20 protein-coding genes and 1 rRNA gene are annotated in these 24755 nt (G+C 72.0%); 4 read left to right on the top strand and 17 right to left on the bottom strand.

From position 1 onward, the window contains the following. Positions 1 to 201: 201 nt before the first annotated feature. From ald to ACZ58V_RS34965, 4 genes are all read right to left on the bottom strand, one after another. The gene (gene ald / locus ACZ58V_RS34980; protein WP_468197107.1) at positions 202 to 1326 is read right to left on the bottom strand and encodes an alanine dehydrogenase; all 1125 of its coding nucleotides are present in this window, start codon (positions 1324 to 1326) and stop codon (positions 202 to 204) included. A 136-nt stretch (positions 1327 to 1462) separates the two neighbouring features. Beyond that, a complete protein-coding gene (locus tag ACZ58V_RS34975) occupies positions 1463 to 3502 on the bottom strand; it encodes a tetratricopeptide repeat protein (RefSeq protein WP_468197104.1) in 2040 nt (679 codons plus the stop codon). A gap of 265 nt (positions 3503 to 3767) precedes the next feature. Then, a complete protein-coding gene (locus tag ACZ58V_RS34970; protein ID WP_382590621.1) occupies positions 3768 to 4394 on the bottom strand; it encodes an NUDIX domain-containing protein in 627 nt (208 codons plus the stop codon). Between the two features lie 96 nt (positions 4395 to 4490). Continuing rightward, a complete protein-coding gene (locus tag ACZ58V_RS34965) occupies positions 4491 to 6149 on the bottom strand; it encodes a CTP synthase (RefSeq protein ID WP_468197492.1) in 1659 nt (552 codons plus the stop codon). Positions 6150 to 6670: 521 nt separating this feature from the next. Here ACZ58V_RS34965 and ACZ58V_RS34960 point away from each other — a divergent pair. Then, positions 6671 to 8473, top strand: coding sequence for a glycoside hydrolase family 15 protein (locus tag ACZ58V_RS34960; protein WP_468197102.1), 1803 nt, complete (start codon positions 6671 to 6673; stop codon positions 8471 to 8473). 54 nt (positions 8474 to 8527) lie between these two features. Here the strand turns inward: ACZ58V_RS34960 and ACZ58V_RS34955 are convergent, their stop codons facing one another. Beyond that, complete coding sequence (locus ACZ58V_RS34955; RefSeq protein WP_471295180.1) at positions 8528 to 9484, bottom strand: LLM class F420-dependent oxidoreductase; 957 nt, start codon at positions 9482 to 9484, stop codon at positions 8528 to 8530. A 104-nt stretch (positions 9485 to 9588) separates the two neighbouring features. Between ACZ58V_RS34955 and ACZ58V_RS34950 the strand changes: the two genes are divergently transcribed. Continuing rightward, complete coding sequence (locus ACZ58V_RS34950) at positions 9589 to 11235, top strand: PucR family transcriptional regulator (protein ID WP_471295179.1); 1647 nt, start codon at positions 9589 to 9591, stop codon at positions 11233 to 11235. 4 nt (positions 11236 to 11239) lie between these two features. On the opposite strand, the gene ACZ58V_RS34945 is transcribed toward ACZ58V_RS34950, so the two are convergent. From ACZ58V_RS34945 to ACZ58V_RS34925, 5 genes are all read right to left on the bottom strand, one after another. After that, a complete protein-coding gene (locus tag ACZ58V_RS34945) occupies positions 11240 to 12385 on the bottom strand; it encodes a glycosyltransferase family 4 protein (RefSeq protein WP_471295178.1) in 1146 nt (381 codons plus the stop codon). A gap of 259 nt (positions 12386 to 12644) precedes the next feature. Next, positions 12645 to 14363: a DNA repair protein RecN gene (gene recN / locus ACZ58V_RS34940; RefSeq protein ID WP_468197490.1), complete on the bottom strand. Its 1719-nt coding sequence runs from the start codon at positions 14361 to 14363 to the stop codon at positions 12645 to 12647. Between the two features lie 95 nt (positions 14364 to 14458). Further along, positions 14459 to 15364: an NAD kinase gene (locus ACZ58V_RS34935; protein WP_189731107.1), complete on the bottom strand. Its 906-nt coding sequence runs from the start codon at positions 15362 to 15364 to the stop codon at positions 14459 to 14461. Continuing rightward, the gene (locus tag ACZ58V_RS34930; RefSeq protein ID WP_468197093.1) at positions 15361 to 16176 is read right to left on the bottom strand and encodes a TlyA family RNA methyltransferase; all 816 of its coding nucleotides are present in this window, start codon (positions 16174 to 16176) and stop codon (positions 15361 to 15363) included. The genes ACZ58V_RS34935 and ACZ58V_RS34930 overlap by 4 nt, the downstream gene beginning before the upstream one ends. Positions 16177 to 16183: 7 nt before the next feature. Beyond that, positions 16184 to 16513 carry a hypothetical protein gene (locus ACZ58V_RS34925; protein ID WP_468197091.1) on the bottom strand — a complete coding sequence of 110 codons (330 nt, stop codon included), beginning with the start codon at positions 16511 to 16513 and terminating at the stop codon, positions 16184 to 16186. Positions 16514 to 16555: 42 nt separating this feature from the next. On the opposite strand from ACZ58V_RS34925, the gene ACZ58V_RS34920 reads away from it, so the two are divergent. Further along, positions 16556 to 16903: a sterol-binding protein gene (locus ACZ58V_RS34920; protein WP_468197088.1), complete on the top strand. Its 348-nt coding sequence runs from the start codon at positions 16556 to 16558 to the stop codon at positions 16901 to 16903. Here ACZ58V_RS34920 and ACZ58V_RS34915 read toward each other — a convergent pair. From ACZ58V_RS34915 to ACZ58V_RS34900, 4 genes are all read right to left on the bottom strand, one after another. After that, entirely contained in the window at positions 16887 to 17747 is an 861-nt protein-coding gene (locus tag ACZ58V_RS34915; protein WP_468197087.1) for an ABC transporter ATP-binding protein, read from the bottom strand. The genes ACZ58V_RS34920 and ACZ58V_RS34915 overlap by 17 nt on opposite strands. After that, entirely contained in the window at positions 17744 to 18784 is a 1041-nt protein-coding gene (locus ACZ58V_RS34910) for a FecCD family ABC transporter permease (protein WP_471295175.1), read from the bottom strand. The genes ACZ58V_RS34915 and ACZ58V_RS34910 overlap by 4 nt, the downstream gene beginning before the upstream one ends. Beyond that, on the bottom strand, positions 18781 to 19824 hold the full coding sequence (locus ACZ58V_RS34905; protein ID WP_468197083.1) for a FecCD family ABC transporter permease: 1044 nt from the start codon (positions 19822 to 19824) through the stop codon (positions 18781 to 18783). Before ACZ58V_RS34905 ends, ACZ58V_RS34910 begins: the two co-directional genes overlap by 4 nt. 113 nt (positions 19825 to 19937) lie before the next feature. After that, on the bottom strand, positions 19938 to 20969 hold the full coding sequence (locus tag ACZ58V_RS34900) for an HAD hydrolase-like protein (protein ID WP_468197081.1): 1032 nt from the start codon (positions 20967 to 20969) through the stop codon (positions 19938 to 19940). 72 nt (positions 20970 to 21041) lie between these two features. Here ACZ58V_RS34900 and ACZ58V_RS34895 point away from each other — a divergent pair, with 72 nt between their 5' ends. Then, positions 21042 to 22334: a DUF1015 family protein gene (locus ACZ58V_RS34895; RefSeq protein ID WP_471295172.1), complete on the top strand. Its 1293-nt coding sequence runs from the start codon at positions 21042 to 21044 to the stop codon at positions 22332 to 22334. Between the two features lie 76 nt (positions 22335 to 22410). On the opposite strand, the gene ACZ58V_RS34890 is transcribed toward ACZ58V_RS34895, so the two are convergent. The 3 genes from ACZ58V_RS34890 to rrf all read right to left on the bottom strand — a co-directional run bounded on the left by ACZ58V_RS34890 (position 22411) and on the right by rrf (position 24577). Beyond that, on the bottom strand, positions 22411 to 23157 hold the full coding sequence (locus ACZ58V_RS34890; RefSeq protein ID WP_468197487.1) for a tetratricopeptide repeat protein: 747 nt from the start codon (positions 23155 to 23157) through the stop codon (positions 22411 to 22413). Then, complete coding sequence (locus tag ACZ58V_RS34885; RefSeq protein WP_471295426.1) at positions 23049 to 24266, bottom strand: hypothetical protein; 1218 nt, start codon at positions 24264 to 24266, stop codon at positions 23049 to 23051. Before ACZ58V_RS34885 ends, ACZ58V_RS34890 begins: the two co-directional genes overlap by 109 nt. 194 nt (positions 24267 to 24460) lie before the next feature. After that, positions 24461 to 24577, bottom strand: a 5S ribosomal RNA gene (rrf, locus tag ACZ58V_RS34880). Between the last annotated feature and the right edge of the window lie 178 nt (positions 24578 to 24755).

The raw sequence follows: 24755 nt of genomic DNA, 5'->3' as shown, positions 1-24755 counted from the left end.
TCGCACGGCAGGTTTCACCGGTGTGCGAATCGGTTGAAGGGTTACGTTCGAGGCGAGTTGCTCGAGAAGCGCGAAGTGACCATACACACATCCGGCCGGACCTTGTCGGGCAAGGTCCGGCCGGGTGTGCGGCGTTGACGGCCTGTGTTGACGTATCGCCTTTACGGGTTGATGACTTAGCCGATTTACCGGCCGCCGGACTCAGACGAGCAGCGAGGCCAGCTCCACGTGCTCCACGCCGTGGGCCTCGGCGACCTCGCGGTAAACGACCTTGCCGTCATGCGTGTTGAGACCCCGGGCCAGCGCCGGGTCGCGGCGCAGCGCCTGCGCCCAGCCGTGGTTCGCGAGCTCCACGATGTACGGCAGCGTGGCGTTGGTCAGCGCGTAGGTGGAGGTGTTGGGCACCGCGCCGGGCATGTTGGCGACGCAGTAGAAGACCGACTCGTGGACCGGGAAGGTCGGCTCGGCGTGGGTGGTCGGGCGGGAGTCCTCGAAGCAGCCGCCCTGGTCGATCGCGATGTCGACAAGGACACTTCCGGGCTTCATCCGCGAGACGAGCTCGTTCGTGACCAGCTTCGGGGCCTTGGCGCCGGGGATCAGCACCGCGCCGATGACGAGGTCTGCCTCCAGGCAGGCCTTCTCCAGCTCGAAGGTGTTCGAGACGACGGTCTGGATCTTCGTGCCGAAGATCTTGTCCGCCTCGCGGAGCTTGTTGACGTCCTTGTCGAGCAGGGTCACGTGGAAGCCCAGGCCGATGGCGATCTGCGCCGCCTGCCAGCCGGAGACACCGCCGCCGATGACGACGGCCCGGCCGGCCAGGACGCCGGGGACACCGCCGGGCAGCACGCCCCGGCCGCCGTTGGCGCGCATCAGGTGGTAGGCGCCGACCTGCGGGGCCAGCCGGCCGGCGACCTCGGACATCGGGGCGAGCAGCGGGAGCGCGCGGCTGGGCAGCTCGACCGTCTCGTACGCGATCGCCGTGGTGCCGGACTCCAGGAGGGCGTCCGTGCACTCCTTGGAGGCGGCCAGATGCAGGTAGGTGAAGAGCGTCTGGTCCTTGCGGAGGCGGTGGTACTCCTCGGCGATGGGCTCCTTGACCTTCAGCAGCAGGTCGGCGGCGGCCCACACCTCGTCGGCGGTGTCCAGGATCCGGGCGCCGGCGAGGACGTACTCCTCGTCCACGATCGAGGAGCCGGTGCCGGCGCCGCGCTCGATGACGACCTGGTGGCCATGACGCACCAGCTCGTGCACGCCGGCGGGGGTGATGGCCACCCGGAACTCGTTGTTCTTGACCTCGCGGGGGATGCCGACCTTCACGTCGATCACGGTCCTTGGCTCAGAGGGTATGGGGGCATTACTAGGCATACCCGGCCGCGCACAGGCACACCGGGAGATACCGCAGGAGAACGTGCGGCAGAGCCAGTCTAATGAAGGTGTTCCCGCTGTCTAGCCTTTCATTGCATCAATCTTCAGCGGATGCGGTACGGATTTCGCAGGCGTCAGCGTCATCTTCCTGGTTTACCTCCCCGAGGAGCCGTTCGGCGGCGCCCCGGTGCAGCCCGGCCGACGCGGGGTCGCCGAGGTGTTCGAGGGTGTCGGCGACCCGCAGATGCAGCGCGGCCTGCAACCGCGTGTCCTCGGCCCGCCGCGCCCATTCCACGGCCTCCCGGCAGGTGCGCAGCGACTCGTCGGGGCGGCCGGCGTACTCCTGGACCCGTGCCAACTCGCTCAGGGCCCGTGCCTGGGCCGCCACGTCGCCGAGCTTGCGGTGCCCGGAGATCGCCGCGCGCCAGTTCCGCAGGGCCTCGCCGTAGCGGCCCGCGAAGGTGTGGGCGGCGGCGATCCGCCCGTACAGCCGGGCGGCGTCGGCACGCTCGTCCCGGGCGAGCCGCTCGACCAGGGCCCGGCCGAACCAGTCGGCGGCCCGGTCGTAGTCGCCGAGCTCCAGGTGCGCGCCGCCTACGGATTCCATGGCGCGTCCGGCCGCGTACGGGTCGTCGATCTCGCGTCCGGCGTCCAGCGCGGCCCGGTAGCGCACCAGCGCGTCGGCCGTACGGCCGGTCCGGGCGTCGAGGTCTCCGAGGTTGAGCAGGGCGGCGGCCCGCTCGCGGGGCAGGTCGCGGCGCTCGGCCACGTCGAGGACCAGGCTGTGGACCTCGTAGAGGTCGGGCGCGGCCGCCTGGGTCCCGACGTGCGCCACCATCGCCCGCACCAGCTGGGACATCAGCCGCCGGGCCAGGGTGTCCAGCTCCCCGTCGCCGACCGCGAGCCGGGCCGAGGCCAGCAGGGCGGGCCGGGTCAGGCGCAGCCAGTCGGCGGCCGCCCTGGGAGTGGGAAAGCGCAGGGCACGCGGCATGTCGAGGAGTTTCTGGCGTGCCTGGGGGCTGTCGGTCTCGGTGATGGCACGGCAGACCTGGAGCAGCCGTACGGTCCGCTCCAGCATGCGGGCACGGGCCACCTGGAGGTCGGCCGGACGCTCGTGGTGCCGGGCGAGGACGCGGAGCAGCGGGTGGAGACAGCCGGGGACCTCGTACTGCGGCAGCGGCGAGTCCACCGCGTGCAGGAAGCCGAGCGCGACGAAGTCGTCCAGCGTGGTGCGGGCGCTGTCCACCGAGCAGCCGACGAGCGCGGAGGCGGCCTGCGGGTCGACCAGTCCGGCCGGGGCGAGGGCGAGCAGGCGCAGCATCCTCGCGGCGGAGGCGGGCAGGGCATCGTAGGCGAGGCGGAAGACCCGGCTCAGGGCGGTCCCCTCGGCGGGGTCGGTCCGCAGTTGCTTGGCGAGGTCCAGGACGGCCGCCTTGGGGCGGGCCGCGAGCCAGCCGCCCGCCAGCATCAGCGCGGCGGGCTGGCCCTGGCACTCCTCGGCGAGTCCCTCGGCGGCCCGGGGGTCGACCGTGATGCGGACCGAGCCGGTGTGCCGGGACAGCAGCTCCACCCCGGACTTGGCGTCCAGGCCGCCCAGCGTGCAGGGGCGGACGTCCGAGATGCCGGTCAGCGGGCCCTCGGAGACCGCGACGACCAGGCAGTCCGGGGTGTCGGGCAGCAGCGCGTCGACCTGCTCGGCGTCGGCCGCGTCGTCCAGCAGGAGCAGGGCACGGCGGTCGGCCAGGGCGCCGCGCAGAGAGTCGGTGAGGTCGTCGCCGCAGGCCCCGGCCGGGGCCTCCCGGTCCAGGGCGGCGAGCAGGTCGCGGGCCGCGCGCTCGACGGGTACGGGGGTGCCGTCGGGGTCGGTCAGGCGGGCGCGCAGCACCCCGTCCGGGTAACGGTCCGCGACCTGCTGTGCGAGTTCCTCGGCGAGTGCGGTGCGTCCTGAGCCGGGCCGGCCGGCGATGAGCAGTACACGCGCGCGTGGGGGTTTGCGGCCGGCGAGGGTGTCCAGGCCGGCGCGCTCGATGTCGGCGCGCAGTTCCTTCAACTCCCGTGTGCGGCCCAGGAACTGACTCTCGCCGGCAGCGTGTCCGGTCAGCCGCACGTCGCCTGTCTCCACGACCTGATCCGTCACGGGCCACACTCCCGTCCCACGCACGCAAGCCCGCCGGGAATCCGGTTCGGGCGTGCCTCAGAGCCTAGTTCACGCTCTGCAACGTTCCGGGTGGAGCGCGACGGGTACGGCGGCCACATCCCCCGATCGGATCAGCCGATCTTCACACCTTGGAGGGGCTTGGAGGGGCAGGGCGGAGGGGGCAGGGAGGAGGGGGGCAGGGCGGAGGGGCAGGGCGATTTCAAGCCCCTTCAAGCCCCTTCACGCCCCGTCCGGCCCCTTGCGCTCACGCCTCGAACGGCCGCGCCGGCCACGGCGCCTGGGCCGGGCGCAGTGCGTCCAGGCCGTTGCCCGCGCGGGCGGCGACCAGGGACAGGACGCCCACCACGAGGCAGTTGTTGTGGAGTTCGCCGGCGAGCACGCCCCTCACGAGGTCCTCGACCGGGACCCGGTCGAGTTCCATGTCGGCCTCTTCCTCCTCGACCGCGAAGCGCTCGCCCTCGGCCTCGGACAGATCGCGGGCGAGGAAGATCCGTACGGCCTCGTCGCAGCCGCCGGGGGTGGTGTAGACGTCGGTCAGCACCCGCCAGTCCTCGGCCTTGACGTGCGCCTCCTCGTACAGCTCGCGCTGCGCGGCGTGCAGCGGGTTCTCGCCGGGGACGTCGAGCAGGCCGGCCGGGATCTCCCACAGCTTGTGGCGCACGGGGTGGCGGTACTGGCGCAGGACCAGGACGCGGTCGGCCTCGTCGAGGGCGAGGACGGCCACGGAGCCGGGGTGGACCTGGTAGTCACGGCCGACCACGGTGCCGTCGGGCATGACCACGTCGTCGGTGCGGACGGAGGTCTTGTTGCCGACGAAGGGGGTGTCCGTCGCCCGGACCTCCCACTCCTCCGGGGTGTCCTTGATCGTCATGCCTGTCCTTCCACGTACCCGACCCGACCTGCTGAAAAGAAACCGGGGTGCACACCCTTTGAAGGGATGCACCCCGGCCACCGTACAACTGGTGTGTTACTTCGAAGTCTTCCGCTCGACCGAGGCCTTGACGAGCCCGGCGAACAGCGGATGCGGACGCGTCGGGCGCGAGCGCAGCTCCGGGTGTGCCTGGGTGGCGACCAGGTACGGATGGACGTCGCGCGGGTACTCGACGTACTCGACGAGCTTGCCGTCCGGGGAGGTGCCGGAGAACTGGATACCCGCCTTCTTCTCCAGCTCGGCCCGGTAGGCGTTGTTTACCTCGTACCGGTGACGGTGCCGCTCCTCGACGTACTCCTTGTCGTCGTACACCTCGCGCACGATCGAGCCCTCGGCCAGCTTGGCCGGGTACATGCCCAGCCGCATGGTGCCGCCCATGTCACCCTCACCGGCGACGATGTCGAGCTGCTCGGCCATGGTGGAGATGACGGGGTGGCCGGTGGCCGGGTCGAACTCGGTGGAGTTGGCGTCCGGGATGTCGACCAGGTTGCGCGCGGCCTCGATCACGATGCACTGCAGGCCGAGACAGAGGCCGAGCAGCGGGATCTTGTTCTCGCGGGCGTACTTGATCGCGCCGACCTTGCCGAGCACGCCGCGGTCGCCGAAGCCGCCGGGGATGCAGACGCCGTCGACATCGCCGAGCTGCTGGGCCGCGCCCGCCGGGGTCTTGCAGTCGTCGGAGGTGACCCACTTGATCTTCACGCGGGCCCGGTTGGCGAAGCCGCCGGCCCGCAGCGCCTCGGTGACCGACAGATAGGCGTCGGGCAGGTCGATGTACTTGCCGACCAGCGCGAGGGTGATCTCGTGGTCGGGGTTGTGGACGCGGTCGAGCAGGTCGTCCCAGGTGGTCCAGTCGACGTCCCGGAACGGCAGGTCCAGCTTGCGGACGACGTAGGCGTCCAGGCCCTCGCCGTGCACGGTCTTCGGGATGTCGTAGATCGAGCGGGCGTCGGGGCAGGCGACGACGGCGGCCTCGTCGACGTCGCACATCAGCGAGATCTTCCGCTTGATCGCGGTGGGCACCTCGCGGTCGCAGCGCAGCACGATCGCGTCCGGCTGGATACCGATGTTGCGCAGGGCCGCAACCGAGTGCTGGGTGGGCTTCGTCTTCAACTCACCCGAGGGGCCGATGTAGGGCAGGAGCGAGATATGGACGACGAAGACGTTGTCACGGCCGACCTCGTGCCGGACCTGGCGGACGGTCTCCAGGAACGGCAGCGACTCGATGTCGCCGACCGTGCCGCCGACCTCGGTGATCACGACATCGACCTCGTCCGTCGCCATGCGGCGGATACGGTGCTTGATCTCGTTGGTGATGTGCGGGATGACCTGCACGGTGTCACCCAGGTACTCGCCGCGCCGCTCCTTGGCGATCACGGTGTTGTACACCTGACCGGTGGTGACGTTGGCGGAGCCGTCCAGGTCGCGGTCGAGGAAGCGCTCGTAGTGGCCGATGTCCAGGTCGGTCTCGGCGCCGTCGTTCGTGACGAACACCTCACCGTGCTGGAAGGGGTTCATCGTGCCCGGGTCCACGTTCAGGTACGGGTCGAGCTTCTGCATCACGACACGCAGACCGCGGGCCTTGAGCAGCATGCCGAGGCTGGAGGCCGTCAGGCCCTTGCCGAGCGAGGAGGCGACACCCCCGGTGACGAAGATGTGCTTGGTCGTCGAGTTTCGAAAAGCAGCGGGCGGCATGGCCAAGAGGGGGCTCCCGTGGTCGCGGTCTGGGGTTGCGGTGCGGCTGCCGGCCGGAGGCTTCTCCGGGGGTTGCCGTCGCTGCGGTTCGGGGGTTTGCTGGCCCACCGGTCCACGGGCTACCAGCGTATCAGCGCCTCGGGGCGATGGCTTCCGGCCACGCTCCGCGCACACGCCGACACGGAGGCGGTCGCCGTTACCGGTTCCTCACCCGTTGCTCACTCGTTCGGCGTACCTGGCTTGCCCGGAGCGGCACACAGATCATCTGCGTGCGTCGTATCCTGCTCGGACACTCGCTGCCGAGCCCGCCCGGCCCAACGGCACCACCCCCCGCCTGTGAGCGCCGGAACAACGTGAGCTCGTCAGTTCGTTGAGCAACAATGGGCGCTTTGCGTCACGGCTGAGTGACCTGTTTTGCTTCATCGCTCAACGACGCATTGCAAGACTTGCTGAAACCCCCCTTGACCGCACTAGCGACAGCCCCCTCGTGGGGTGACGTGGCCGTTCGACTGGAGTTGCACGTGGCCGGGCGCATCGAAGACTACGCACTCATCGGAGACATGCAGACCGCTGCCCTGGTCTGCCGGGACGGGACGGTCGACTGGCTGTGCCTGCCCCGCTTCGACTCGCACGCCATCTTCGCCGGCCTGCTGGGCACCGAGGAGCACGGCTTCTGGCGGCTCGGTCCCGCGTATGCCTCCGACCAGCAGCCACCCACCGCCGCCCGGCGCAGCTACCGCGGTGACTCGCTGGTGCTGGAGTCCGAGTGGGACACCCAGCGGGGCACGGTCCGGGTGACCGACTTCATGCCGCCGCGTGACGGCGCCCCGCAGCTGATCCGGATCGTGGAGGGCGTCTCGGGCCGCGTGCCGATGCGCTCGGAGCTCCGGATGCGGTTCTCCTACGGCCGGGTGGTGCCGTGGGTGCACAAGCACGACGGGCGCACGGTGGCCGTGGCGGGCCCCGACTCCGTGTGGTTCGACACATCCGCCGAGACCTACGGCAAGTCTCTGACGACGTACGCGGATTTCACGGTCGCCCCGGGTGACCGGATCGCGTTCACGATCTCCTGGCAGCCCTCGCACAAGGAGCCGCCGCCGCTGCCCGAGCCGGAGCAGTCGCTGGAGGCGACGGAGGACTTCTGGCGCGAGTGGGTCGACCACTGTACGTACCACGGTCCCTACCGCGAGGCCGTGATCCGCTCGCTGATCACGCTGAAGGCCCTGACGTACGCCCCAACCGGCGGCATCGTCGCCGCGCCCACCACCTCCCTGCCGGAGGACATCGGCGGCGTCCGCAACTGGGACTACCGCTACACCTGGCTGCGCGACGCGGCGATCACCCTGTCCTCGCTGCTGCGCACCGGCTACCGCGAGGAGGCCCGCGCCTGGCGCGAGTGGCTGCTGCGGGCCGTGGCGGGCGACCCGGAGAACCTGCAGATCATGTACGGCATCGCGGGCGAGCGCGAGCTGGGCGAGGCGGAGCTGGACTGGCTGCCGGGCTACGAGAACTCCGCCCCGGTCCGGGTCGGCAACGGCGCGGCCCACCAGCTCCAGCTGGACGTGTACGGCGAGGTCACCGAGGCCCTGCACCTGGCCCATATGACGGGTCTCGCGCGCAACGACTACGCCTCGCTGCTCCAGCTCAAGCTGATCCGCTACCTGGAGGGCCACTGGCAGGAGCCGGACGAGGGCATCTGGGAGGTGCGCGGCCCGCGCCGCCACTTCGTGCACTCCAAGGTGATGGCCTGGGTCGCGGTCGACCGCACGATCAAGCTCATCGAGTCCGGTGACGCCGACGGCCCGCTGGAGCGGTGGAAGGAACTGCGCGACGACATCCACCGGGACGTGTGCGAGAAGGGTTACGACAAGGAGCGCAACACCTTCACGCAGTCGTACGGCTCGAAGGAGCTGGACGCCTCGCTGCTGCTGATCCCGCAGATGGGCTTCCTGCCGCCGGACGACAAGCGCGTCATCGGCACCATCGAGGCGATCCAGCGGGAGCTGTCCACGCCGGACGGCTTCATCCTGCGCTACCCGACAGAGGGCGACAACGCGGGCGTCGACGGTCTGCCGGGCGACGAGGGCGCGTTCCTCGCCTGCTCGTTCTGGATGGCCGACGACCTGGCGATGATCGGCCGCGTGGACGAGGCCCGCAAGCTGTTCGAGAAGCTCCTGTCCCTGCGCAACGACCTCGGTCTGCTGGCCGAGGAATGGGACCCGCACCTCCAGCGCCAGGTGGGCAACTTCCCGCAGGCGTTCAGCCACGTGCCGCTGATCGACACGGCGCTGCGTCTGACGGCCTCGGGCGCGTACGGCGGCTGACCGGACCGGACAGCGGATGGGCGCGCCGCCTCGTGTGACGGGCGGCGCGCCGCGTCATGCCGGCCTGAGGGCCGTGAGCGTGCGCTCCCCCGCCGGGTCGCCCGCCGTGGCCGGGACCAGGGCTATCTCGTCGAGGCCGGCCTCGGCGTAGGCGTCGATACGGGCACGGACGGTGCCGGCGTCGCCGACGAGGGCGACCGTGCCCGCGGCCGCGGGCGGCAGGGCCCGCAGCAGGGTGTCCCGGTCGGCGCCCTTGGCGGCCAGTTCGACGACCTCGGCGAGCCCCGCCTCGACGAACATGTCGCTGTAGCCCGGCACGGCGAGATAACCGACGACGCTGCGCAGGACCTGTGTGAGCGTCTCCGGCTCCGGATCCACGGCGGCGGGCAGCCAGGCGGCCAGCCGGGGCGGCGTACGGCCCGCGCGCTCGGCGGCGGCGAGCATGCGCGCCCGCAGGACGCGGACCTGCTCCGGCGAGACGATGTCGAGCAGCAGCCGGTCGGCGTGCCCGACGGCGGCCGCGATCGCGCGCTCGCCGAACGCCGCGACGGTGACCTCGCCCCCGGGCGGCGGCAGCCGGCGCGGGAAGCCGCTGCCGGGCACGATCGGATCGCCCGGCACGCTGTCCCACAGCGCGCGTACGGTCGCCGCCGACTCCTCGAGGGCGGCGGCGGGCCGGGTCCGCGGCCGGCCGTGCACGCCCTCGACGACCCGCTTGCTGGAGGTGCCGAGGGCCACACCGACGGGCCGGCCGGTGACGGCCGCGGTGGACGCGGCGCCCCGGACGATGGTGAGCGGGTCGCGCACCGTCACCGGCACGGGCCCGGCCGTCAGCACGGCCTGCTCGGTGGCCGCGCCGATCGCCGTCGCCAGGACGAACGAGTCCCACGTCGGTCCCTCGCCCGCCCACACCTCCCGGTACCCGAGCCGGTCGGCGAGGACCGCGACCCGCAACGGCTCCTCGACCGGGCTGTCGTCCTCCCGGCCCACTGCCACCACGCTGAATTCCATGACCGCGCACGTACCCGGTCGATCACGCCGTAATCCGGGGCGTGATCGGCCCCGTGCCCCGCCGGAGATGTCCGGGAGGCACCCGCGCGGGTAGCGTCCGGCACATGGACAGCGGGACGGACAGCGGTCACGACACGCAGGGCGCCGGGATCACCGTGCAGCGGGCGCTGGAGCTGCCGGGGCTGCGCAGCGGGCTGCCCGAGGTGCTGGCGGGCGCCGACCGGCTCGGGCGGTCCGTGCGCTGGGTGCACGCCGGTGAGGTGCCGCACATCGCCTCGCTGCTCAAGGGCGGCGAACTGCTGCTGACCACGGGCTACGGCCTCGGCACCCGCCCGGCCGAACAACGGGCGTTCGTGCGCACGCTGGCCGAGCGCGGTATCGCGGCCCTGGTGGTGGAGCTCGGCCCGCGCTTCTCACGGCTGCCCGCCGCCCTCGTCGACACGGCCCGCTCGGCCGGGCTGCCGCTGGTCCAGCTGCACCGCGAGGTGCCGTTCGTCACGGTCACGGAGGAGATCCACACCGAGATCGTCAACGGCCACTACACGCTGCTCCAGCGGGCCGAGGAGGTGCACCGGCGGTGTACCGAGGCTCTGCTGGGCGGCGGCGGGGTGCCCCAAGTGCTGGGCATTCTGGCGGACTTCGGCGACAATCCCGTCTTCCTGGAGACGGCGGACGGGCAGTTGCTGTACGCCGCCGGGTCCGGTCCCGAGGGAACGGACCCGCTCCAGGTGTGGGAGGGGCTGCGCGGCCAGCACAAGGACGAGCCGCCGCTCCCGGGCTCGGTCCTGGTGGACGTACCGGGCGGCGGGCCCGGCAGCGGTGGCGTCCGCGCGCGTCTCGTCCTGCTGCCCGTGCGGACCCCTCTGGCGCCCGTGCACCGGATGGCGGCCGAGCGGGCCGCGGGCATCCTGGCCGTGGTGCTGATGCAGGCACGGCAGGAGGAGGAGCTGGCGGCGCGTGGGCGCGGCGACTTCCTCACGGACCTCGCCGAGGGCCGGGTCACGGCGGAGGACGCCCCGGCGCAGGCGCGCGTACTGGGCTTCAGACCAGGCGAGGGCCCGCTGCTGCCGGTGGTCATGCGGCTCCTCGGGGACGCCCTGTCCCCCGGGGGAGGGTGGGCCGTGCTGGCCCGGGCGGTCGCCGAGGAGCTGGCGTCGGTGGGCGTGCCCGTGCTGCTCGGGGTGCGGCCGGTGGAGGGCCGGGTGCCGGTGCTGCTCGGGCTGCGTGCGGAGTCGGAACGGGCGACGGTCGCGGACCGGGTCGCGGCGGCGCTGCGGGCCGGTGTGGAGCGGGCCGGGATGCTGCGGCCGGGCGGGCAGCCACCGGTGGTGGTCGTGGGGATGGCCGGCGGCTGGACGGCGGCGGCGTCGGGCCTGCGGCACGCGGCGGAGACGGCGACCGCGGCCCAGGGCCTGCCGGACCGGCCCTGGTACGACGCCCGCCGTCTGGACATCGACCTGCTGCTGTGGCGGCTGCGCGACCACCCCGACCTGGCCGCCTTCGTCGACCGGGCCCTCGGCCCGCTCCTGGAGCACGACCGCCGCTCCCGGCCGCCGCTGCTGCCCACCCTGGCGACCTACCTCGCCCACGCGGGACGCAAGGCGGAGACCGCCCGGGAGCTCCACCTCAACCGGCAGACCCTCTACAACCGCCTGGCGCGCATCGGGGAGTTGCTGGGCACGGACCTCGACGACCCGCAGACGGTACTGGCCCTGAGCCTGGCGCTGCGGGCCCGCAGGCATGTCTCCTAGATCCTCAGGTGAGGGGCCGGATCTGGGTCAACTCGTCGTACACGCTGAGCACTTGGGCGACGGTCTCGTCCTCGCTCGGCCAGGTGGCAGCCTGCCGGGCGCCCTTCTCCCTCAGCAGTTCCCGGCGCTCCGGGTCGCCGAGCAGGCGTACGACGGAGCCGGCGAGCGCCTCCGCGTTCCCGTGCGGGACGACTTCGGCCGCGTCGCCGACGAGTTCGGGCATGCCACCGACATCGGTCGCGACGAGCGGCACGCGCGCGTGCAGGGCCTCCTGGGCGAGGACGGAGCGTGCCTCCTCCCACCGGCTCGGCAGCAGGGCGAGGTCGGCGGCGGCGAGCAGGTCGGTGATGTCGTCGCGCCGCCCGATGAGCCGGACGGGCAGCCCCTCGCCCTCGATCCGCTCCTGGAGCTCGCCGCGCAGCGGCCCTTCCCCGGCGATCACGACCAGGGGGACGGGGTCGAGCCGGCGCCACGCCCGCGCGGCGTCCAGCAGCACGTCGTACCCGCGATGACGCTCCAGGGAGCCGACGGCCATCAGCAACGGCCGCCCGATGGCGCCGAGTTCGGCACGCACCTTGGGGCGCAGCCCGTCGGGGTCGTCGGGCTCCACGGGCCTGCGGGGGGCGGGCAGCGCGACGGCCGCGAGCCGCGCGTCCCGGGCACCCGTCCACCGCGCCCGGTCCACGAGCGCCGACGTCGTCCCCAGCACGACGCTGGCCGCCTTCACGACCCGCCGCTCCAGCACCCGCAGCAGATGGGCACGCGCCCCGTCGGCGTGCGCCCGGTCGTGCCACGTCACGACCAGCGGAGTACCCACGCGCCGCCCGCTGAGCGCGAGGACCGCACGGAACGAGGCGTGCAGCCCGTGCGCGTGCACCAGATCGGCGTTGGCACAGGCCGCCCGCAGGGCCGCCACCGACACCGGGTCACTGCTGCGCGGCACGTGCACGTGATCGGCCCCGACACCGCTGAAGTCATAGGCGCGATCCGCCTCATAGGGGGCGCATACCGTAACTTTCACGCCCCTCGCGACGAGCCCCGCGGCCAGTGAACGCACATGCGCACTGCTGGCGGCATTGCCTCCGCCCAGCACCTGCACGGTGCGCAGCGGCGACTGGCCAGGCGGTGAGTGGCTGCTCACGGGGGTCACGTGGCCGGGCTCCTGGTTCGGGTCGGGCGGTCACGACGAACGTACAGAACGAACGAGCGCGGGGAACGCACCGCGCGGTTTCCTACGCGTACTCCGCCAAGGATGCCAGCACATATGAGGGTTCCGGGAACGCCGGAACCCCGGCGGCGCGACAGTGGGGCGCGGCATCGGGAGGAATGCGCCGGGCCGAGTCACCCACACGAGTGAAGATGGGGCACGCCTGCCCGACCATGCGACCGAACGCCCGTGCGCCCTCCCGCTACCTGTCCGCCCGAGCCGTCGCCAGCAGCTCCTCCGCATGCGCCCGGGCCGTCTCGGAGTCCTCCTGGCCGGCGAGCATGCGGGACAGTTCCCGGACCCGGTCCTCCCCCTCCAGCACCTTCACACCGGAACGCGTGACCGATCCGTCGTTGGTCTTCTCGACCAGCAACTGCCGGTCGGCGAAGGCCGCCACCTGCGGGAGATGGGTCACGACCACGACCTGCGCGGTCTTCGCCAGACGTGCGAGCCGCCGGCCGATCTCGACCGCTGCCTTGCCGCCGACCCCGGCGTCGACCTCGTCGAAGAGATACGTCGGCACGGGATCCGTCCCCGCGAACACGACCTCCACGGCCAGCATCACGCGCGACAGCTCACCACCGGACGCCCCCTTGGCGATCGGCCGCGGCGGCGCGCCCGGGTGCGGGGCCAGCAGCAGCTCGACCTCGTCGGCACCCGCGGGCCCGTACGCGACCGCACGGCCGCCGACCTCGACGCCCTCCGGGTCCTCGGTCTGCCGGATGTCGAAGGACACGCGCGCGTGCGGCATGGCGAGCGAGGCGAGCTCGGCGGTCACGGCGGCGGCGAACCGCTCGGCGGCCTCCGTCCGCGCGTCCGTCAACGCCTGTGCGAGCCCACCCAGTTCGGACCGCAGCGCGTCCCGCTCGGCGGTCAGCTCCCCGATCCGCTCGTCGTCACCGTCGAGTTCGGTCAGCCGGGCGGCACTCGTCTCGGCCCACGCCAGCACGGTGGCGATGTCCTCGCCGTACTTCCGGGTCAGCCCGGTGAGCGCGGCCCGCCGCTCCTCGACGGCCGACAGCCGCAGCGGATCGGCGTCCAGATCGTCGGCGTACCCGGCCAGGTCCCCCGCCGCGTCACGCAGCAGGATACCGATCTCCCCGATGCGGTCGGCGAGCGCGGCCAGCGCCGGGTCGTGCGACCGTACGGCGTCCAGGGCCCGCTGGCCGCCCGCGACGAGCGTCCCGGCGTCGACGCCCTCGGGGTCCTCCGGATTGCCCGCGAGCGCCGCGTGGGCGGCCGCCGCGGCGGCCGCCAGGGCCTCGGCGTGCCCCAGCCGCTCGGCCTCCTCGGCCAGTTCCACGTCCTCACCGGCCCGGGGCTCGACGGCGGCGACCTCGTCGAGCCCGTAGCGCAGCATGTCGGCCTCCTGGGCCCGTTCCCGCGCGCGCGTGGTGATCTCGTCGAGCTCGACGGAGGCGGCCCGCAGCCGCTTGTACGCCTCGCCGTACTTGGCCAGCGGCACGGCGACGGCGTCGCCCGCGTACCGGTCGAGCGCCTGCCGCTGCCGGGACAGCTTGAGCAGCCCCTGCTGGTCGGTCTGCCCGTGCACGGCCACCAGCTCGTCCGCGAGCTCGGCGAGCACCCCCACGGGCACACTGCGCCCGCCCAGGTGCGCCCGCGAGCGCCCCTCGGCGGAAACGGTACGGCTGATCAGCAGGGCACCGTCGTCGAGCTCGGCCCCGGCCTCCTCGGCGCGTACCGCGGCCGTGGCGTCGTCCGGGACGGTGATCCGCCCCTCCACGACCGCCTTCCCGGCCCCGATCCGCACGAGCGCCGGGTCCGCGCGCCCGCCCAGCAGCAACCCCAGGCTGGTGACCACCATGGTCTTGCCCGCACCCGTCTCACCGGTGACAGCGGTGAACCCGGGCGACAGCTCGACCACGGCATCGTCGATCACGCCGAGCGACCGTATCCGCATCTCCTCCAACACGGACACGACCTTACGAGGTCCGAGCAAGCAATTGCGACTGGCCCGCCCCTGTCACCCACGAGAGTGGATCGCCCTTCACCACGCTAGTGAGGCGCCCCCCGCCACCCGGAAACAGGCAGCGCGAACTTGGCCACCAGCCGGTCCGTGAAGGACGCATGATGCAGCCGGGCCAGCCGAACCGGCACAGCCCCCCGCCGCACCTCCACCCGCGCACCGGCGGGCAACTCCACGGTCCGCCGCCCGTCGCACCACAGCACACCCGGCGGAATGTGTGGCAGAACCTCCACAGCCAACACAGAATCCGGCGATGTCACCAACGGCTTCGCGAACAACGCGTGCGCGCTGATCGGCACCATCAGCAGCGCCTCGACCTCCGGCCACACCACCGGCCCACCGGCCGAGAACGCGTAGGCGGTCGACCCCGTGGGCGTCGCGCACACGATCCCGTCGCAGCCGAACCCGGTCACGGGCCGCCCGTCGATCTCGAGGACGATCTCCAGCATCCGCTCGGCGGACACCTTCTGCACGGCCGCCTCGTTCAGTGCCCAGTCCGTGTGCACGATGTCGCCGTTGCGGTGCACCACGACGTCGACGGTCATCCGCTCCTCGACCTCGTACGCCTTGGTCACCACCCGGTCGACGACCTTGTCGAGGTCGTCGCGCTCGGCCTCCGCGAGGAACCCGACCCGTCCGAGGTTGACGCCGAGCATCGGCACGCCCGACGCCCGCGCGAACTCGGCGCCGCGCAGCAGCGTGCCGTCACCGCCCAGCACTATGAGCAGCTCGCATCCGTCGAGGCACTGCGGAGTGGCTTCCTTGACCAGCTCCACCTCGTCCGGCAGCGGCAGGTCACGCGCCTCGGCCGCCAGGACGCGCACGCCGAGGCCGGAGCGCAGCAGCCCCTTCACCACGAGCTCGGCGCTGCGCACGGCCGCGGGCCGCCCCGTGTGGGCGAGCAGGAAAACAGTACGAGCTCGGTTCTCGGTCAACGCGGCCCCTCCGCCACTGCACGGTCGACATCGGCCGGGTCCAGTTCCGGTGCCCCGGCCCGCAGCCACAGAAAGTATTCGACATTCCCCGACGGCCCGGGCAGCGGACTCGCCGTCACGCCCTTCACCCCGAGCCCCAGTCCCCACGCCTTCTCGGCCACCCCCCGCACCGCTTCGGCCCGCAGCTGGACGCTGCGTACGACTCCCCCGCTGCCGAGGCGCTCCTTGCCCACCTCGAACTGCGGCTTGACCATCATCACCAGATCGGCGTCCGGTTTCACGCACCGCACCAGGGCGGGCAGGACCAGCCCGAGCGGGATGAAGGACAGATCCCCCACGACAAGATCCACAGGCTCCCCATCGATCACTTCAAGCGTCAACTCGCGTACGTTCGTACGGTCCTTGACGGTGACGCGTTCATCGTTTCGGAGGGCCCATGCGAGTTGTCCGTATCCGACGTCCACGGCGACGACATGGGCGGCGCCCGACCTCAGCAGAACGTCGGTGAAACCGCCGGTGGACGCGCCCGCGTCGAGCGCCCTGCGCCCCTCGACGGCAAGCCCCTGCGGCACGAACGCCTCCAGCGCGCCGGCGAGCTTGTGGCCGCCCCGGGACACGTAGTCGGGATCGCCGTCGTCCTGGGCCACCACGATCGCGGCAGCCGTCTCCACCTGCGTGGCGGACTTGGTCGCGACGGTCTTGCCGACGGAGACGCGCCCGGCGGCGATCAGCTGGCCGGCATGCTCACGCGAGCGCGCGAGCTTCCGGCGGACCAGCTCCGCGTCGAGACGGCGGCGTGCGACTCCTGCCACGGTGTGTTCAGCTCCTGTGTTCGTACGGCGATCGAGCGGGGTGACCCGAAGGGTCTCGTTGAGGGGTGGTGGTCGGGTGACGGGCGGGAGCCGGAGGTCCCGGGCGGGCGTCGAGCGCGGTGAGCGCGTCGCGCAGCCCCCGGTGTACATCCTCGTACACCTCGATGTGTCCGTCCGTGGCGAGGTGGTCCGCGTCGCCCAGCCGGTCCAGGGACGCGTCCACGTCGGCCACGCCCGTGGGGGTGCGGGGCACGTTCAGGGGCGCGGGGGCGGCGGGGTCGTGCTCGGGCTCGGTTTCTTCCCGCACCGGCGTCGCTTCGGGAACTGCGTCGTCCATGCCCCGACGCTACCGCGAACCGCTGCGGTACCGTCGTCGGCGATGGCCACGATCGAGGAGTGCCGCAGCGCACTCGACAAGCTCTCGGACAACATGCAGCGCGCCGAAGGGGACGTCCGCGACGCCGCGTCCCTGGACCGTTCGGTGAGCTGCCACATCACGGACCTGGACGTCACCTTCGTCGGCCGCATGCGCGGCGGGCGGATCCAGGTGCACGAGACCGTGCAGGGACCGCCGCCCGCCAAAGCCGAGATCAGACTCGTCATGGCCGGCGACGATCTGGTGGCCCTGGTCGACGGCGAGCTGAGCTTCGCCAAGGCCTGGGGTTCGGGCCGGGTGAAGCTGCACGCGGGCGTGCGGGACCTGCTCCAGCTCAGGAAGCTTCTGTAGCGGCCACCTTCTCGGCCCCGGCCGCTGCCCCGGCGCGTGCCCGGCGCGCCGCCGGCACCACCAGCGGCGTCCCCGTCTCCGGGTCGTCGATGACCTGGCAGCGCAGCCCGAAGACCTCCTCGACCAGCCCGGCCGTGACGATGTCCCTCGGCGCGCCCTCGGCGATGACGCTCCCCTCGCGCAGGGCGATGAGGTGCGTGGCGTAGCGGGCGGCGTGGTTCAGGTCGTGCAGCACGGCGACGAGCGTGCGCCCCTGCTCCTCGTGCAGCTCCGCGCACAGGTCCAGTACGTCGATCTGGTGCTGGATGTCCAGGTACGTCGTCGGCTCGTCGAGCAGCAGCAGCGGGGTCTGCTGGGCGAGTGCCATGGCGATCCACACCCGCTGGCGCTGACCGCCCGAGAGTTCGTCGACGTAGCGCTCGGCGAGCTCGGCGACGCCCGTCTGCCGCATGGACTCCTGGACGACACGCTCGTCGTCGGTCGACCACTGGCGCAGGATGCCCTGGTGCGGGTAACGGCCCCGGCCCACCAGGTCGCCGACGGTGATGCCGTCGGGCGCGATGGACGACTGGGGCAGCAGGCCGAGGGTCCGGGCGACCTTCTTCGCGGGCATCGACTGGATGACCTGACCGTCGAGCAGCACCCGGCCCTCGCTGGGCTTGAGCATCCGCGACAGTGCCCGCAGGAGCGTCGACTTGCCGCACGCGTTGGGGCCGACGATCACGGTGAAGGAGTTGTCGGGTATCTCCACCGACAGCTGCTCGGCGATCACCCGCTGGTCGTAGGCGAGGGTGACGTTCTCGGCGGACAGACGGTTCACAGTGCTCCTTTGGTTCTTGCTCATATCCGGCCCGCCCTGCGCTCGGTGACCAGCAGCCACAGCAGGTAGACACCGCCGAGCACACCGGTGACCACGCCCACGGGCAGCTGCTCGGCGCCGAACGCCCGCTGCGAGAGCCAGTCGGCGGTGACCAGCAGGGCCGCGCCCATGCACAGGGACGGCAGCAGGTTCGGGCCGGGCGAACGGGTCAGGCGCCGGGCCAGCTGCGGCGCGGTGAGCGCGACGAAGCTGACGGGACCCGCGGCGGCGGTCGCGGACGCGGTGAGCAGCACGGCCGCCACCATCAGCAGCAGACGCACCCGCTCCACCCGGACCCCGAGGGCGTACGACACGTCGTCGCCCATCTCCATCATCCGCAGCCCGCGCGCGTTGCAGAGGGCGAGCGGCACGAGCACGGCGCACAGCCCGAGCAGCGGCCACACCTGGTCCCAGTCACGGCCGTCGAGCGATCCGGTCATCCACACGACCGCTCGGGCCGCGTCCACGATGTCGGACTTGGTGAGCAGATAGCCGTTGACCCCGGTGACGATCGCGGAGACACCGATGCCGACCAGCACCAGCCGGTAGCCGTGCACGCCCCGCTTCCAGGCGAGCACGTAGATCGCGAGCCCGGTCACCAGGCCGCCCACGAGCGCGCCCAGGGCGACCTGGTTCGCGTCCCCAGCGAACAGCACGATCACCGTGAGCGCGCCGGCCGTCGCCCCCTGTCCGAGACCGAGCACGTCCGGACTGCCCAGCGGATTGCGGGAGATGGACTGGAACAGTGCGCCGCCGAGTCCGAGGGAGGCGCCGACCAAGAGTCCGACCAGGACCCGCGGCAGCCGCAGCTCGTTGACGATGAACTCCTGGCCCTCGTTGCCCTGGCCGAACAGCGTCCGCAGCACATCGGCGGCCGGGATCGGGAAGTCGCCGGTGCCGATGAGCACGACACTCGCCGTGAGCGCCGCGGCCAGCAGCAGAAGCACGACGACGAAGGCCCGCACGTCCAGGCGTATCGAGAGCCCGCCCGGGGACCTCACAGCACGGTTGGTGGTCTTCACAGCTGCGCCGTCCTCCGCCGTCGTACGAGGTAGATGAACACCGGTCCGCCGAGGATCGCGGTCACGATGCCCACCTGGAGTTCCGCCGGCCGGGCCACGATCCGGCCGACGACATCGGCGCCGAGCAGCAGCACGGGCGACAGGATCGCCGCGTACGGCAGGATCCAGCGCAGGTCGGGCCCGGTGAAGGAGCGCACGACGTGCGGCACCATCAGCCCGACGAACACGATCGGCCCGCAGGCGGCGGTCGCGGCCCCGCACAGCACGGTCGCGGCCAGCATGGACAGTGCCCGGGTCCGGTTCAGGTTGGCGCCGAGCGCCTTGGCGGTGTCGTCGCCCATGGCCATGGCGTTGAGCGGCCGGGCCAGGGCCAGCGCCAGGACCGTACCGGCCAGCAGGAACGGCAGGACCTGACTGATGGTCGAGTCGGTCGCCGAGGACAGCGAACCGACCGTCCAGAAGCGCATCTTGCCGAGCGCCGCGTCGTCCATGATCATCACGGCCTGGAGGTAGCCGTAGAGCGCGGCGCTGATCGCCGTACCGGCGAGCGCGAGCCGCACCGGCGTCGCGCCCCGGCTGCCGCCGAGGAACCAGACCAGCGCCCCGACCGCGGCCGCGCCGAAGAACGCGAACCAGACGTACCCACTGAGCGAGGTGACCCCGAGAAACGTGATCGCCGTGACGACCGCGGCGGACGCTCCGGCGTTGATGCCGAGCAGTCCGGGATCGGCGAGCGGGTTGCGCGTGAGCGCCTGCAGGACCGCGCCGGCCAGACCGAGGGCGGCCCCGGCGAGCAGCCCCAGCACGGTCCGTGACATCCGCTCAGCGACGACGACATCGCCGTACGTCCCCGAGTCCGCGAACAGACCGTGCCAGACCTGCCCGAGGGACAGCTCTTTCGCTCCGATCGCGATACTCGCCAGCGCGACGATCACCAGGATCGCGACGGCCAGGACCAGCCCAAAGGCTCGTACCACCCGTCGAGTCGGGGGCGCGGGGGCGGTCTCCGCGCGCTGTTCGGGGGGACTCTCGACCAACACGCAAGTTAGGTTAGCCTACCCTGCCATTCGATCACGATTCCGGATCCGGCCGCGGCCCCTCGGACCCACGCACAGCCGTAGCGTGCCCGCGCACCGCGGTTCCCAACCGGTGCTCAGAGGCCCAGCCTTGCCAGCGCCTTCACGCCGTCCAGCTCGCACACATCCTCACCGGCGACCGTCCACGCCGCCGCACACAGCGCGCGCAGCCCGTCCAGCGCCTCGCCGTCCCCGTCGAGCTCCAGCACCTCCGCGCCGGCCGTCGCCGTCCAGCCTCCGCACCGAAATCCGCCGTCGCCCACCGCGTCGATGTCCGGCTGGCCGCTGAGCATCCCCCGCAGATCGGCGTCCACATACGTCGGCCGGTGCTGCGGCGGCGCGGCCAGCAGCTGCGCACCGTCGGTGACCCCGGTCAGGACGAGCAGCGAGTCGACGTCCCCGTTGAACGCGCCCTCGATGTCCGTGTCCAGCCGGTCCCCCACCACGAGCGGCCGCTTCGCCCCGGTCCGCAGGATGGTCTCCCGGTGCATCGGCGGCAGCGGCTTCCCCGCGACCTGCGGCTCGGCGCCCGTGGCGATCCGGACGACCTCCACCGCCGCGCCGTTGCCCGGCGCGATCCCGCGCCCGCTCGGAATCGTCAGGTCGGTGTTGGAGGCGAACCACGGCACGCCGCGCGCGACCGCATAACTGGCCTCCGCGAACCGGCCCCACGGCAGCTCGGGCCCGCCGAACCCCTGCACCACCGCCGCCGGATCGTCGTCCGCCGACTCGACGGGCACGAGCCCGCGCTCGCGCAGTGCCACCCGCAGCCCTTCCCCTCCGATCACCAGCACCCGGGCGCCCTGCGGCACCTGCTCACTGATCAGCCGGGCGACCGCCTGCGCCGAGGTGATGACGTCGTCCGCGCCCGTGGGTATCCCCAGCTCGGTCAGATGCGCGGCCACGGTGTCCGGAGTCCGCAGCGCGTTGTTCGTGACGTACGCGAGCCGCATCCCGCCCGCCCGCGCCTCGGCCAGCGACTCGACGGCGTACGCGATCGCGCTCCCACCCGCGTACACGACCCCGTCCAGATCGAGCAGCGCCGTGTCGTACGCCTCGCTCAGGGCCTGCCCACTGCCCTCGGGCCTCGTCCTGACGCTCCGGCTCATCCCGCATCGCTCCTCGTTCGACGGCTTTCCCCCGATCATCCCCCATGCCACTGACACCCGTACGATGCCGGGATGAACACAGCAGGTCACTCGGAGGCAACGGCGCACCGAGGCCTGGAACTCACCCCGTTCCGAGGCCTTCGTTACGACCCCGACCGGGTCGGCAGCCTTGCCGCCGTGACATCTCCGCCGTATGACGTCGTGGTTCGTCCCGACGGTCTGCACCACCTCGAGTCCTCCGACCCGCACAACATCGTGCGCCTGATCCTGCCCCAGGCCGCCACGCCCAGCGCCCGCAACGAACAGGCCGCCGAGACCCTGCACCGCTGGCTCTCCGAGGGCGTCCTGGCCACCGACCCGGAACCCGGCCTGTACATCTACGAGCAACGGGACGGCGACGGCATGCTGCAACGCGGCATCATCGGCGCCCTGCGCGTGTCGGACCCCGCCGAGCAGGTGGTGCTGCCGCACGAGGACGTCATGCCCCACATCGTCGCCGACCGCGCGGCCCTGATGCGGGCCACGTCCGCGAACCTCGAGCCCCTCCTGCTGACCTACCGCGGCGACGGCCCGACGACGACCACGGCGGACCTGATCGAGCGCACCGCCGACCGGCCGCCTCTCCTCTCCACCACCACGGAGGACGGTTTCAGCCACCGCCTGTGGTCCGTGACCGCGCCCGCCGACCTGGCTGCGATCCAGACCGACCTGGCCCGTCACCAGGCCCTCATCGCCGACGGCCACCACCGCTGGGCGACCTACTGCCGGCTCCGCACGGAACACCCCTCCCCCAGCCCGTGGGACCACGGCCTGGTCCTCCTGGTCGACACGGCCCGCTACCCCCTCCGGGTCCGCGCCATCCACCGTCTCCTCCACGACCTGCCGGTCGACCGGGCCGTGGCAGCCCTGCACGGTCTGTTCCGGGTACGCCGCCTGGTGGCCCCCCTGCCCGAGGCCCTGGAGGCGCTGGCGGACGCGGCCTGCGAGGGCAACGCGTTCCTGTTGGCCGGCGACGGTTCCTTCCATCTCGTCGACCACCCGGACCCGGATCTCCTGGCCCGTACGATCCCCGCCGACCGCCCCGCTGCCTGGCGCACCCTCGACGCGACGGTCCTGCACGCCACGCTCCTCGAGCACGTCTGGCACATCCCCGAGGACTCCCCCGCCCACATCGCCTACATCCACGACACGGCCGCCACGGTCGCCAAGGCGGAACGCGACGGCGGTACGGCCGTCCTGATGCACCCGGTCCGCGAGGAGGTCGTCCGCGACCTGGCCCGCCAGGGCGTGACGATGCCGCGCAAGTCGACGTCGTTCGGCCCGAAGCCGGCATCGGGCCTGGTGCTGCGCACGCTCGACCTCTGAACACAAAGAAGCTGGGCCTCTGGCCACAGAGAAAAGGGGCGGATCCACACCGGGATCCGCCCCCTTCCACCGGACGTCAGTCCTTCTTCTCCTCCTCGGAGGAGTCCCCGCCGTCGCTCACGTCGTCGGTGTCGCTGTCGTCATCGGTCATGACGTCGACGAACTCCACACCGTCCAGCTCGGCGAGCCGGTCCGACGCGTCCGTGCTGCCGTCCCGGTCAGCCTCCACGGCCTTCGCGAACCACTCCCGCGCCTCGCTCTCCCGCCCGGCGGCGAGCAGCGCGTCGGCGTACGCGTACCGCAGCCGCGCGGTCCACGGCTGCACGGAGTTGGCGGCCAGCTCGGGGCTCTGCAGTGTCACGATGGCCGCGTCCAGCTGCTCCATGTCACGCCGCGCACCGGCGGCGACGAGCCGCATCTCGACCTGTCCGGCCTTGTCGAGCTTGTGCACCTCGGGGGCGCCGGCCATGTCCAGCGCCTTCTCCGGCCGCCCGAGCCCACGCTCGCAGTCGGCCATGACGGGCCACAGGTCGATGTTCCCGGTCATCCGCTTGGCGGCCCGGAACTCGGCCAGCGCCTCGCCGTACTTCTGGTTGGCGTACGCGGCGAACCCGGCGGCCTCCCGCACGGCGGCGACACGCGACGCCAGCCGCAGCGCGACCCGCGAGTAGCCGTACGCGCCCTCGGGGTCCTCGTCGAGGAGCCGAGCGACCATCACCAGGTTCTTGGCGACGTCGTCCGCGAGCGTCTTCGGCAGGCTCTGCAGTTCCTGCCGTACGTCCTTGTCGATCTCTTCGCCCGTGACGTCCTCGGGGATCGGCAGCCGCTTGATCGGCTCCCTGTCCCGCTCCCGCTCCTCACGGAACCGGCCGGCGCCACGTCGGTCGTCGCGCCCACGGAAACCACCACGGTCACCGCCCTCGCGCCGGAAGCCGCGATCGCGATCGTCCCGCCGCGGCCCACGCCCGCCACGGTCGTCGCGCCCGCCACGGTCATCGCGCCCACGGAAGCCGCCACGCTCGCTGCGATCACCACGGTCGCCGCGGTGGTCGTCGCGCCGGAACTCGCCCCGCTCGCCGCGCGGAGCGTCGTCGCGACGGAAGCCACCACGCCCGCCTCGACCGGCGTCGTCCCGACGGAAACCGCCACGCTCCCCGCGGTCGTCCCCACGGCGCTCGTCACGACGGTCATCGCGCCTGTCATCACGGCGGAAACCACCGCGGTCGTCACGCCGGAAACCACGGTCGCGATCGTCACCACGGGAGTTACGGTCCCGGTCGTCACCACGGAAGTTGCGGTCCCGGTTGTCGCGACGCTCTCCGCGGTCGTCGCGCCGCGGGAACCCACCGCGGTCGCCATCGCGACGGTCGTCACGCCTGTCATCTCGACGGTCGTCACGCCTGTCATCTCGACGGTCGTCACGCCTATCGTCTCGACGGTCATCGCGCCTGTCGTCCCGTCGGAAACCACCGCGCGGTCCACGGTCGTCTCCACGACGGACATCGCCCCGGCGGTCGTCGCGCCGACCGTAGCCACCGCCACGGTTGTCGTCACGACCACGGCTGTCGTCGCGACGGTCGTCACGCCGGAAGCCACCACGGTCCCGATCGTCGCGGCGCTCTCCACGGTCGTCGCGCCGGAAGGCGGGACGGTCACCGCGGTCGTCACGCCGGAACCCGCCGCGGTCGCGGTCGTCCCTGCGCGGTCCCCGGTCACGGTCGTCGCGCCGGCCGAACCCACCACCGCGGTTGTCGTCACGACCACGGCTGTCGTCGCGACGATCGTCACGCCGGAAGCCACCGCGCTCACCGCGGTCGGCTCGATCGCCTCGGTCACCTTCACGACGGCCGAAGCCACCACGGTCGTTGTCGCGGCGGTTGTTGTCGCGGCGGAAGCCCCCACGGTCTCCACGGTCCCCGCGCTGACCGCCACGGTCGCTCCGGTCCCCCTCCCGTCGCCGCTGATCGCGCTCCGGTCGGTCGTCGGGAGAGTTGGTGGACATGGTGACTCCTGTCTTCGGTACCGCAAGTCATTCTCGCGCAGCCGGCTACCCGGTGCGCACCGCAAAATAAAAAAGGACCCCTGGTCCCAGCTGAACGCTGGGACCAGGGGTCCTTCCAAAGATTGTTCGGCGGCGTCCTACTCTCCCACAGGGTCCCCCCTGCAGTACCATCGGCGCTGTAAGGCTTAGCTTCCGGGTTCGAAATGTAACCGGGCGTTTCCCCTACGCTATAACCACCGAAACCCTAATGGTTTCGAGCGAACAAGCACACTCTTTAATTGTTTGTTCTGCTCAAAGCCGACAACTGTTCGTTGTCTCAGAACTAACACAGTGGACGCGAGCAACTGAGGACAAGCCCTCGGCCTATTAGTACCGGTCAACTCCACACGTTACCGTGCTTCCATATCCGGCCTATCAAC

The organism is Streptomyces sp. NPDC040589, from assembly GCF_055594445.1.
This window is presented reverse-complemented; position numbering and strand designations above follow the sequence as displayed.